Source organism: Bacteroidota bacterium (assembly GCA_030706565.1).
GTDB lineage: Bacteria > Bacteroidota > Bacteroidia > Bacteroidales > JAUZOH01 > JAUZOH01.
The window spans coordinates 1-12,259 of sequence record JAUZOH010000089.1 but is presented as its reverse complement, the minus strand read 5'-3'; the positions used below and the strand labels follow the sequence as shown (position 1 = coordinate 12,259).

Genomic DNA, 12,259 nt, shown 5'->3' with positions numbered 1-12,259 from the left:
GTTAAGCTTACGGTTTCTGACGGAACCAGCCAGAAAGACACAAGCGTTGTTTTGACTTTTTTTCAGGGGCCAACGGCAAATTTCACCACCCAGGATACCTCATTTTACTGCGCTTCAAAATCCCACCTGGTGAATCTTAAAAATAATTCAAAAAATGCTGTTGGCTATGCCTGGTATGCTTCAAATAAACTTTTTTCTTCCCTGGGGAAGGATACTTCTTATGTCATCGATATTACTTCCAAGACTTACGAGCAACTTTATAATCATGACATCAATAAGGTAAAGGTGCCTGTTAAACTGGTTGTCACCGACAGCATTGGCTGCCAGGATTCAATCACAAAGGAGGTTGTCGTTTTGTTGCCTGTAGCCCGGTTTATGCCTGATATGATGTCGGGTTGTGCTCCATTGCTGGTTAGTTTTGCCGATAGCAGCAGATCGCCCTATACTATTGATAAACGTATTTTTAAATTAGGGGCAGACACTATTCCTCCTCTGGATTCGACCCTGGTCAGGTATAATTTTAAAAACCCTGGCGAATATTACATTTCCGAAATAATATCCAGTAATGGATGTACGGATACCTCCCGTACGATTAAAGTTGTCGTGGGCGAAAAGCTGATTCCTGATTTTCAGGTTGATTCAACTGTTTGTAATGAAGGAAAAATTCACATCAAGAGTTGGTCGAACAAAGATTCTTTTGTAAATATCTGGCATTTCAGGTCTCCTAATCTTTTTGACTATAGTTTTACTTCCAAACCCGATACTTCTGTTACCATTTATTCCGATACCACAGGGGTGAAAAATGTCAGTCTGGAGATAGGCTATAATGGCTGCTTTTCAGATACCACCAAGAAAGCAATTTTTAAAATCAAGGGCCCTGCAGGAAATTTTCTTCAATCCTTTTCTTGCGACAGTTCAATGGTTTACCATTTTAAATCAAATATAAAACCGGCTGATTCCCTTTTCTGGAATGTGGATACCGCAAGTTTTAAAAATGTGGATACTTTAAAATATACTTTCCCCAAAAGCGGAGATTATAAGGTAAAGCTGATGGCTAAGGAGTACTCTTCTGGTTGCAGCCTGACCAGGACTCATGTTGTGAAAGTCAGGGGAATAAAAGCCAATTATACCATCAAGGATACCATCTTATGTGTGGGGGATTCGGCTAAACTTGATGCTTCTACTTCCAAGGATTATATAAATACTTGTTATAATGAAGGTTTTTTATGGGATTTTGGTGATGGCTCGCAAACCCGTAGAACCTATCTTACAACATACAACCACATATACAACAAGAAAGGAAAATATAAACTGTTGCTGACGGCTGTTGCCGACAATGGCTGTATCGATTCGACCAAAAGATATGTATATGTATTCAAGCCGTCAGCAAGTTTTTCGCCTGATACAACGACCGGCTGTGTGGATACACTGAAGGTTAAATTTACCAGTACATCCACAGATAGTACTGTTGTTAAATGGATCTGGGATTTTAAGGATGGAATCAAAGATACCTTAACAAATTCAAATCCTTTTTCACATTATTTTACAAGTACGGTTGATACGGTTTTTCAACCCACACTGATGGTTTATGATATCCATAAGTGCAAGGCAAGTTATTCCTTACCCGACATTACCCTCAGGGGTATAAACTGTGATTTCACAGCAGATAAAACCGGTGTTTGCCCGGGAGCTACAGTGACTTTCACACCAGTCGATCCTGTTACTAACTTATATTGGAATTTTGGTAATGGGAATTCATCGCAGAATAATAACAGCAACCTTTACAGTAAAACCGGAAAATACACTGTATCGCTTACTGCTTCTGAAAATGGCTGTCGTAAAACGGTTACAAAAAAGAATTATATAAATGTTACAACACCTGTTGCTTCTATCTCAGGAGACACTGTGATGTGCAAGGGGCAAAGCTCTATATCACTTTCTGCCAGGGATTCATCGGGTTGGAACATCAAATGGACCCCGTCAACCGGGCTCAGCAGCACTTCATCGTTCAATGTTACGGCAAGTCCTTCTTCTACCACAACTTATACAGCTGTAGTAACGGATGCGAATGGCTGTTCTGCAACAGCTAAGAAAAAGATTTATGTCAATTCCCTGAATTATTCCCGGATCCCACAGGGTGATACTACAATCAGTTTGGGGCAGGCCATAAAATTAATCCTGACGGTGGATACCTCCGGGGTTAATTATGCCTGGTCTCCAAATTATAATATATCCTGCCTTCATTGCAGCAGTCCCAGTGTATCGCCAACTAAGAATGTGACTTATCAGGTGGAGATTTCAAACAGTTGTGTCGATTTCATGGAGGATTTCAATATAAAGGTTGTTAATGATGCATATCTGGAAGCTCCTTCTGCCTTTACACCTAATGGCGACTCAAACAATGATGTTTTCAAATTTGAGTCTAAAAATATAAAGGATTTTGATCTGAAAATATTCGACCGCTGGGGTAAAGTGGTGTTCTCTACTACGGATGTCGCTCAGGGGTGGGATGGCAAAGTAGACGGGCACCTGCAAAATATTGACACCTATATTTATTATGTTAAAGCTGTAACAAACAGCGGCTATAAGTTCGAGAAAAAAGGGACCTTCCTGTTATTGAAGTAGAATAAATTATAAAATGATGTAAACCTATGACCAGTCATTTAAAAAATATAAAAACCAACTTCTGGATATTCACCCTGGCTGTTTCTTTTATTCCGGGATTAAGTATAAAAGCACAGGACATGCATTTCTCGCAATTTTTCACCACTCCATTAATGACCAATCCGGCTAATACGGGAATGTCAGGGGATAATCTCAGGTTTGCCAATAATTACAGGAATCAATGGGCAAAAGTAGGGGAGCCTTATAAAACTTTTTATACTTCGCTCGATCAGAAGCTTTCCATTTCTGGCCAGTCCTTTGGACTTGGCGGGCTCATTATCCACGATCAGTCGTCTGCATATAATTTAACGGCCAATGAATTTTTACTTTCATTGAGTTATTCCAAAATAATCAACAACAATCAGTTTAGCTTTGGGCTCCAGCCTGGCGTTGGTTTTAAGTCATTTAACATGAACTCTTTAACTTTTGGGAACCAGTTCGACCAGGTGACTTCACAGTTTAATTCGCAACTTCCCAGTTCGGAAAGCGATTTAACCGGTAATCTGCATTATTTTGACCTGAATATAGGCATCTTCTGGCGTACGCTTATCCGAAACATTTTACCCTCGGCGGGTTTATCCGTCAGCCATATATTAAGGCCTGTGGTTACCTTTTCAACTTCTTCACAAACTTCGCGTTTGCCGATGAAAGTGACTTTCAACGGGCAGGTGGTTGTTCCGGTAAGCAGTCAGTGGGACATTACTCCCTGCCTGCTGTTTAGTTCCACTCCGGGAGTTAGCGAGTTTCTTTTGGGTAGTACCGAAGAATATAAGCTTAAGGATTTGTTAGGTCCGGTTAAAGGAGTTTATGCGATCAATATGTTCAGGCTGAATCCGCTCAGCGATGTTGATGCGATGATTTTTGGCGGGGGGATCAAATTTTCCGGGTTTGATCTGGGCCTTAGTTATGATATCAATGTATCTCCTTTGTCGAAATCCACTTCATTAAACGGGGCTTTTGAAATATCATTGGTATTTATTGGCAATCAATCAAAAAAGGCTGTTAAGGAACCTTGTTATATTTATTAATTAATAATTTATCTTTCGATGAATAACAATTACTTGAAATATAAAGTTATAAAGAGTTTTGATAAATATTTTTTATGGGTTGCTGCATTTATGCTCATACATTCGGTTTATATTTTTGCACAGGCCTCGCCGAAGGATTCAATAACAGAGTATAAGACAAAAGCGCTCAGGTTCGACAGGAAGAAAGATATTTATAATGCGATTGATTATTACAACCGCTATCTGTTTCTGAAAAAGAAAGACCCAAAAGTGGCGTACAGGCTGGCAACTTTATACTTCAATGTCAGGGATTATGCCAATGCCAAACAATATTTCGATTCAGTCCTCATTCAGAAAAAATGGAAATATCCTCTGGCCTATTATTTTAAGGGAGTGGTAAGCATGAACCTTGAAAAATATGACGATGCGGTTGATGCACTTACAAAGTTCAGGAAATATTACAGGAACAATAATGATAAAAATAATTTCCGCAAACTGGCCGCGATTTATCTGGAAAGCGCAACCTGGGCCAAAGCCAATCAGGAGTTGGACGGGGCTGTAACTGTTTCGAATCCCGGTGCGGCTATCAATCATGATAATATAGATTTTGCCCCTTTCCCGGTTGATGAAAATACGATTATTTATGGGGCAACTTATGCTGATTCCAGAACGGTAAATCCGGTGCGGCAGATTTATAAGGCAGTAAGGACTGACGGCCACTGGAAATCTGCAGGTTTATTGCAGGGAGAGGTGGATGATCCCGGGTATAATACTGGCAATGCTATTATTTCGGAAGATGGCCAGCGCCTGTATTTCACGCGTATGCGGAAAAACTGGCAGAATGTCGATGTCTGCGAGATTTATGTCAGCCATTTGGAGGGGGAAAAATGGGGAACCCCCGAGAAGCTTCCCTATCCGGTAAATGATGAAAATTATACCAGCACCCAGCCGGCTCTTGGTAAAAACCTGAGAACCGGCCACGAAGTTTTGTATTTTGTTTCAAACAGGCCCGGAGGCAAAGGCGGTTTAGATATATGGTACAGCGAATATAATCCTAAAACCAACACCTATAAGGTTCCTCAGAATGCATCAAAAGGGGTGAATACTATAGGGGATGACTGCTGTCCATATTACGATTTGTCCACCCGGACACTTTATTTCAGTTCGAAAGGGCAGAAAACCGGCTTTGGCGGCTTTGACATTTATAAAGCTACAGGTTCGGAGAGAAAATGGACAGAGGCAGTTCCTTTACCCAAACCCATCAATTCGTCTTATGACGATTATTATTTTTCAATTTTGAAAAGCAATAAGGAAGGTTTTTTCACTTCAAATCGTCCCGGTTCCATGACTTTTGGCAACGGGAACTGTTGCGATGATATTTTCACCTTTAAAATCAATGAGTGTACAAGCTTATATTCCGGCGGATTGGTTAAAAATTCAGTAAATTCCGATTTGTTTAAAAAACTTAATGAAAAGTATCACCTTGGAATACAATATCCTGAAAGTAACATTGCTTTGTCCGATGTGCCTGTTGAATTGTACTTGGCCGGTGAGAAAGATGGCGATGAAATCCTGATTTCAAAAACAACTACAGGGCAGGATGGAAGGTACCATTTTGATCTGCAGCGTAATAAACATTATCAGATTTTAGTCAAGAATTACGGCTATTTCGAGAAAAAGGTGAAGGTCAGCACGTTTGGCGTAAGCTGCTCTGATACGGTAAATATTGAAACAACCCAGATTAATTACGTACCTAAACTCGATTTCAGGGCCAATATTTATTATGATTATGATCAGTTCAAGCTTTCGGATTCGGCCATGCGTGCCATAGATTCAACCCTGATCCCTCTTTTCAAATTATTCCCAAACGCGATTGTTGAAATCGGTTCGCATACCGATAATATGGGCACTGAACTTTATAACATGACTTTATCGCAAAAACGTGCTGATAATGTTGTGAATTATATCGTTTCCAAAGGCATTGCTCGCGAAAGGCTGATAGCAAAAGGATATGGAATGAGTATACCGATTGCACCGAATACAAATTCCGATGGTTCGGATAATCCGGCCGGCCGGCAATTAAACCGAAGAACGGAAATTAAAATTGTCGGAGATATTTCCAATCAGAAAAATGATGAGTGATGGATCAATTGTTATAGTCAATAAAGAATGTTAAAACGATAATTTCGAAAATATATGATTATGAATAGGATAAAATCTGGTCTTTTCATCTTTATTCTTGGTGTATGCCAATACAGTTCTTATGCTCAGGTGACAACCTTACCCGATGGCGTTAAGGGTACAAAGGTCTACATCAATGAAATTATTAATAATTACACCGATGAAAATGCCTTTTCTTTTGATCTGAATACCACGGATTCCATTGCAAAAATCCCTTTGCGCCTGAATATTGTAAGAAATATAAAGGGAGAAGCAGGGGTAAGCGTTGGAAATATAGAAAACAGCCTGAATGTAGCCAATAGTTTCTTTAAAAATATTGGTATTCAGTTTTTTATAGATTCAGTAAATTACGTCAATGATTATAATTACTCTTATGTCACATATAATTCTAACAAAACAGAGCTTTTAACCTTATATCGGCTGGCCGACCATGTGAACCTCTTTCTGGTCGATTCAATCAACTTGGGAACTTATAAAACATCAACACCCGGGCGGACAACTTATGGATTCACCTATTTCCCGGTTTATAAGGACAGTAATGTGATCTTTTTGGACAAAGAATATGCAAGCGGCAAGTATCTGACCACCATGCTGGGGCATTTTATGGGATTGCTTGCTACGCATGATACCGTAGGAGGCATTGAGCAGGTAAGCGAAAAGAACTGTGACAAAAGCGGTGATTTTATTTGCGATACTTATGCCGATCCGAATTTATACTTGCAGGTTGACAGTACCTGCACCTATACAGGTTCTGCGAAGGATTCGAATGGCAAGTATTATGTGCCCACTGTTGCGAACATCATGTCGGATTCACAGGACAACTGCAAATGTGTTTTCACTCCTCTTCAGTACCGCAGGATGTACTATTATTATCGCAAGTACAGGCAATATTTGAAAAATTAAAATTATTGCATTAAACCTGATTTTTATAGACTGTTGGTTAATTAGTGAAGTCTGCCTGTATTGTGGCATATTCGCTGGGGCCTTTTTTCATTGGTTAGCAGATTAATAAAAAAATCAGAGGGATCTGTAATTTTTTCTTGAACAAAATTCTCATCAATGGGTTTAACTTAGCATAAGTTGATTAATTTTACCGCCATTAAAATTGAGCTGGAGGATTTTGTGGAATATTTTATATGCTGAAGATCAGGAAAAATAGTTCAGGTTTCATTACATACTTCCTTCTTGTAATATTTCTAGGATATTACATTAGCATAACTTCTTTCTACCATGAGCATTTGGTGAATGGGGAGATTATCATTCATTCCCATCCTTATAAGCACAATCCGGCCAACAAATCTCCTTTTCAATCGCATCAACATTCAGCTGAAGGATATGAGACCATTCAGTTATTGAATGAAGCAAACTGGAGTGCTGTTAACTTAGTAACTGTAGTTCCCGTTCCGCTATGTAAACAAATCGAAATTAAATACTATTCGGTTTTTACTTATGTCATCCGGAAATGTATTTCCAATACCCTATTACGAGCGCCCCCTGTTTGTTGATTTCCTATAGCATTGCAGCAAATTATTTAACAACATAAGTTTTAGTTAAAAAACTAAGAGTTATTTGTTGCAATGGGAAATTTATATCCCGAAAATAAACCCGGACCAGGGAAATTCACTTGTTTTAGAAGAAGGTGGGGAGTCGTATAAATCAGATCATTTCCATTGTTGATTGAACTATGGTTCTCCGGCTATTGGTAAGCAAAAATGAGTATGGCATGGCCTTATGTTCTTCTGTGCCGCATTTTAAGCTTAATTGCCTGTATATTCTTAATCCTGGTATCTATTTGATTTTCTGACAGAAAGAACAAGTGCTTTTTTTCTGATAATCTGTTAGTATAGGGGAATATTGCTGATTATATAATATTTACTATTAGTTAGGTTAAAGATGAAAAAATTTAATTTTAAAATATATCTGATTTTTGTTTCATTATCAATGATTTTATGGGTTGCCTGTAAAAGGGGAAAAGATAAAGAATCCCAGGATACCTCTGATATTGAAATTTCTGGCGATACGGTTACTGTAGCCGCTAATTCGCCTGTTTTATCGAAATTGAAATTATTTACAGTTGCTTCTGAAAGTTACAATTCTTTATGCAAAACTACCGGGACGGTCAAGCCTCTTTCCGGCCATCTGGCAGAAGTTTCCGCCCCTTTTGACGGCAGGATTATACGGTCGTGCGTGCGGTTGGGCCAAAGAATTTCTAAAGGTTCTCCTCTTTTTCAGTTTTCATCGGTTGATTATCTGAATGCTGTTAAGGATTTAATTGCCGCTAAACAGGCAAAGTTGTTAAGCGAAAAAAATTACGGGCGCAAAAAGGATCTGGCGGACCATGGCATCGCTTCAAAAAAGGAATTGGAAGAAGCTGAAGCTGATTATGCGGTTGCTCAAAAAGAATATGAAAAAGCAGTGGCAACTTTAAAAATTTTTAATACCCATACGTCCAACCTGAATATTGCAGCTCCTTTGATGGTCCGTTCGCCCATTGGAGGTGAAGTGGTCAAAGATAATATCATTGTCGGGCAGTATCAAAAGGTTGATGCCGACCCGGTTGTGACTGTTGCCGATCTTGAGAAGGTATGGGTGGTGGCACAGGTCAAAGAGAAAAACATTGGACAGGTCAGTAGACAGGATAAAGTTAAAGTCCTGACCGAAAGTTTTCCCGATTCTCCTTTGTATGGTTTTGTGGATTATGTAGGAAATATGATGGATGAGCAAACCCGTTCGGTTGAAGTATACATTGTTTGCGGAAATCATAACAAAATACTGAAGCCGGGCATGTTTGTCACCGTTGATTTTATTCATCATCATTCAAGTGCTTTGATCGTTCCGGCCAGTTCGGTTTTACAGCAGGGGGATAAAAGTTTTGTTTACGTCCGAATTGCTGCAAATCGTTTTGTGAAGAAACAGGTGACGGTTTCTACTACCGATAGCAGCAACCTGGTGGTAAATACCGGCCTTCAAAGTGGCAGTGTTATCGTAGCCGACGGTGGTATTTACTTACAATAGAGGACGGGCTATGGAAAAATTATTTAAACTTTTTTTGCGCCGTCGTCTATTGATTGCGACCTGTTTTGTGCTGGTAGCGGCAATTGGCGTGTATTCGTGGTTTCAGTTGCCCATTGATGCTTATCCTGATATTGCTGATGTCACTGTTCAGGTTTCTACCCAGGTGCCCGGATTGGCTGCTGAAGAAATAGAACAGCAGATTACCATTCCCCTTGAACGTGAACTAAACGGTATGCCTGGCTTGCAGACCATGCGTAGTCGCAATGCCTTTGGTATTTCTACTATTATTCTGGTATTCAAGGATGGAGTTGACGATTACTGGGCCCGCCAGCGGGTGCAGGAAAGGATTAACGGAGTACAACTTCCCTTTGATGCCGAACCCGAACTGGAACCTCTTACTTCTGCTACCGGTGAGGTCTGTCGTTATGTTGTCGAAAGCAAAACAAGAAACCTTCGTGAGTTGACGGACTTGCAGAAGTGGGTGATTGTCCCGCGTATCAAACAGGTAATGGGCGTAGCCGACGTTGCAAACTTCGGGGGAATTACTACCCAGTATCAGATAGAGATTGATCCTGTAAAACTTGCCAAATACGATATCACACTCAATGATGTTGTCGAAAGTGTGAATAAGAACAATACCAACGCAGGGGGAAGCATGCTCAGCCGCGGTGATTTGTCTTATGTCATCAGGGGCGTTGGACTGATTAAGGATCTTGATGATCTGGGAAAAATTGTTGTCAAAACGGTTAATGGAGTCCCCATATATTTGAACGATCTGGGAACGGTAAAATACGGGAACCTGGAACGTAAAGGGGTAATGGGATTTACTGACCGGCGGGGTGATAATTCCGACGGGGTTGAAGGCACTGTTCAGTTGCTCAGGTACGAAAATGCTTCTTCCGTGCTTGTGAATGTTCATGCGGCTATCGATGAACTGAACAACAAAATCCTTCCCAAGGATGTGAAGATTCATGTATACATGGACCGGTCACATCTGGTTGATGCTACCTTACATACGGTTTCACATACTCTTTTCTTTGGAATGCTGCTGGTAATTGCAGTCCTGATTATTTTTCTTGGAAGTTGGCAGGGCGCTTTGGTTATTGCGCTAACTATCCCTCTTTCTCTTCTTATCGCTTTTATCCTGATGCATTTTACGAATATCCCCGCGAATTTATTATCACTCGGGGCAATAGACTTTGGCATTATCGTGGAAGGTGCTATCGTGATGCTCGAAACAGTTTTGCGAAAACGTGAGGAAAATTTCAGCGAATGTCTCCATCCTGATAATATTGCAAAGCGCTGTGCGGAGATGGGCAAACCCATTTTCTTTTCCATGCTGATCATCATTATGGCGTATTTGCCTTTGTTTACCTTCGAGCGTATCGAGAAGAAAATGTTTACTCCTATGGCTTTCACGGTTGGGTATGCCATTCTGGGGGCAATGGCCGTTGCCATGCTGCTGATTCCCGGTCTGGCTTACATGATTTACCGCAAACCACAGAAAGTATACCGTAATCGTTGGCTTGGCAGGCTTACCAGCTGGTATCATCAGTTTGTAAGCAGATTGCTGAAGAATCCGAAAAAAGTATTTATCCCCTTGTCCATTGTGCTTTTTTGTACCATCATTTTATCGATTACTGTCGGTAAGGATTTTCTTCCATCCCTGGATGAAGGCTCCATCTGGATGCAGGTTCAGTTGCCTCCGGGCATCACGCTCGAAAAGTCTAAAACCATGGTGGATACCCTCCGCAAGCATATCCTGAAATTTGATGAGGTGACCTATGCCATGACCCAGGTAGGCAGGGACGATGAGGGCGTCGATCCATTTTCATTCTCCCATGTTGAGTGTTCTGTCGGCCTGAAACCTTATAACGAATGGAAACACGGGAAAAGGAAAAACGACCTGATTAACGAGATGAAAGGCGATTTTAGCAAGCTGTCCGGTTACCAGATCGGTTTCTCTCAGCCTATCATCGACATGGTGATGGATCAGATTGCCGGATCGCACAGCGACCTGGCCATAAAAATTTATGGCGATGACCAGACGGAAGCCAGGCGGATTGCCGAACAGGTGCAAGATATTGTCAGGCATATTAAGGGGGCTGAGGATGTCAGTATCGAGCAGGAACCGCCGCTGCCTCAGTTGCAGATCAATGCCGACCGCGACAAGGTTGCCCTGTATGGGTTGAATGTGGCGGATGTCAGCCAGCTTATTGAAGTTGCAATTGGCGGAAAAGCAATATCCCAGGTTTTTATCGGGAATAAAGCTTATGATGTAACCTGCCGTTACAATGAGGCTTCGCGCGAAACGCCCGAAAATATCGGGAATCTTTTGCTGACATCTTCTTCTGGGGCAAAGATACCTTTGTCACAGATCGCCGAAATTAAAACAACCACTGGTGCCGGCATGATTACCCGCGAGGAGAACAAACGATTCATCAATGTGCGGGTAAATCTCCGTAATTGCGATATTACTTCTTTTCTGCATAAGGCCAACGAAGCCATAGAACGGAACATTCAGTACGATCACAGCCGTTTTCAGATTAAATGGAGCGGACAGTTCGACAACCAGCGCCGTGCCTATACGCGACTGATGCTGATTGTCCCTTTATCCCTGGCTCTGATGTTCCTGTTGCTGTTCTGGAGCTTCGGGAATTTCCAGCAGGCCTGGCTTCAGATCGGCATGTTGCCCCTGTGTGTGTTCGGTGGAATGGTTGGACTGAATATCTCCGGAATGACCTTTAACGTTTCTTCGGCCGTGGGATTTATCGCCCTGTTCGGAATCTTCATCATGAATGGGGTGTTGATGATTTCGCATATGAACGGGCTTCAGAAGCAGGGGCTTCCGCTTAAGGATGCCGTCATTAAGGGGGCAACCCATCGTTTGCGGCAGATTCTGATGACTTCGACAGTGGCTATTCTCGGTCTGGTGCCGGCCTCATTATCCACCAATATCGGTTCCGATGTGCAGCGTCCGCTTGCTACCGTAATTGTTTACGGCCATGCATTCGGAACAATTCTGACCCTTTACGCGCTTCCTGCGCTGTACTATATGCTTGAACAGTGGAGAGCAAAGCGACGGGCCAAAGATGAACTTTTAATTCAGTAATAATGAAAAAAATATCAATTATATATACTGTTGTTTTAACGGTGTTTTCCGGAATTGTCATGGCCCAGCAAAAGGCAGTACCGGTAAACATCCCGGTTTCGCTGGACCAGTACCTGGTTAATGTTTCAAAGGGAAACCTGGGCTACATTGCCAAGCAGCTGGATGTAAGTATTGCGGAAGCTTCCTTAAAGGCTGCCCATGTTTTTCCTGACCCCCAGATTTCGTTGGGATATACCAATAACCAGGATCAGACGATGAAGCTGGGGCAGAACATGGAGAC

7 protein-coding genes are annotated in these 12,259 nt (G+C 41.4%); all 7 read left to right on the top strand.

Annotation, left to right across the window (positions count from 1 at the left end; translation table 11 throughout):
• On the top strand, positions 1-2,625 hold a 2,625-nt coding region (locus Q8907_06645; protein ID MDP4273940.1), incomplete at its 5' end, for a PKD domain-containing protein.
• Between the two features lie 26 nt (positions 2,626-2,651).
• On the top strand, positions 2,652-3,692 hold the full coding sequence (locus tag Q8907_06640; GenBank protein ID MDP4273939.1) for a PorP/SprF family type IX secretion system membrane protein: 1,041 nt from the start codon (positions 2,652-2,654) through the stop codon (positions 3,690-3,692).
• A gap of 18 nt (positions 3,693-3,710) precedes the next feature.
• The gene (locus Q8907_06635; GenBank protein MDP4273938.1) at positions 3,711-5,813 is read left to right on the top strand and encodes an OmpA family protein; all 2,103 of its coding nucleotides are present in this window, start codon (positions 3,711-3,713) and stop codon (positions 5,811-5,813) included.
• Between the two features lie 60 nt (positions 5,814-5,873).
• Positions 5,874-6,755, top strand: a complete 882-nt coding sequence (locus Q8907_06630) for a hypothetical protein (protein MDP4273937.1) — start codon at positions 5,874-5,876, stop codon at positions 6,753-6,755.
• A 990-nt stretch (positions 6,756-7,745) separates the two neighbouring features.
• On the top strand, positions 7,746-8,867 hold the full coding sequence (locus Q8907_06625) for an efflux RND transporter periplasmic adaptor subunit (protein ID MDP4273936.1): 1,122 nt from the start codon (positions 7,746-7,748) through the stop codon (positions 8,865-8,867).
• Positions 8,868-8,877: 10 nt separating this feature from the next.
• Positions 8,878-11,979 (top strand): CusA/CzcA family heavy metal efflux RND transporter, encoded by a 3,102-nt coding sequence (locus tag Q8907_06620; protein ID MDP4273935.1) that lies wholly within the window; start codon positions 8,878-8,880, stop codon positions 11,977-11,979.
• Between the two features lie 2 nt (positions 11,980-11,981).
• Positions 11,982-12,259 (top strand): hypothetical protein (locus Q8907_06615; protein MDP4273934.1); only part of this gene is annotated, 278 nt, incomplete at its 3' end.

Bases quoted from the DNA above. Each gene is read 5' to 3' on its own strand.
- Q8907_06640 (MDP4273939.1), top strand. From the start codon at position 2,652: ATGACCAGTCATTTAAAAAATATAAAAACCAACTTCTGGATATTCACC.
- Q8907_06635 (MDP4273938.1), top strand. From the start codon at position 3,711: ATGAATAACAATTACTTGAAATATAAAGTTATAAAGAGTTTTGATAAA.
- Q8907_06630 (MDP4273937.1), top strand. From the start codon at position 5,874: ATGAATAGGATAAAATCTGGTCTTTTCATCTTTATTCTTGGTGTATGC.
- Q8907_06625 (MDP4273936.1), top strand. From the start codon at position 7,746: ATGAAAAAATTTAATTTTAAAATATATCTGATTTTTGTTTCATTATCA.
- Q8907_06620 (MDP4273935.1), top strand. From the start codon at position 8,878: ATGGAAAAATTATTTAAACTTTTTTTGCGCCGTCGTCTATTGATTGCG.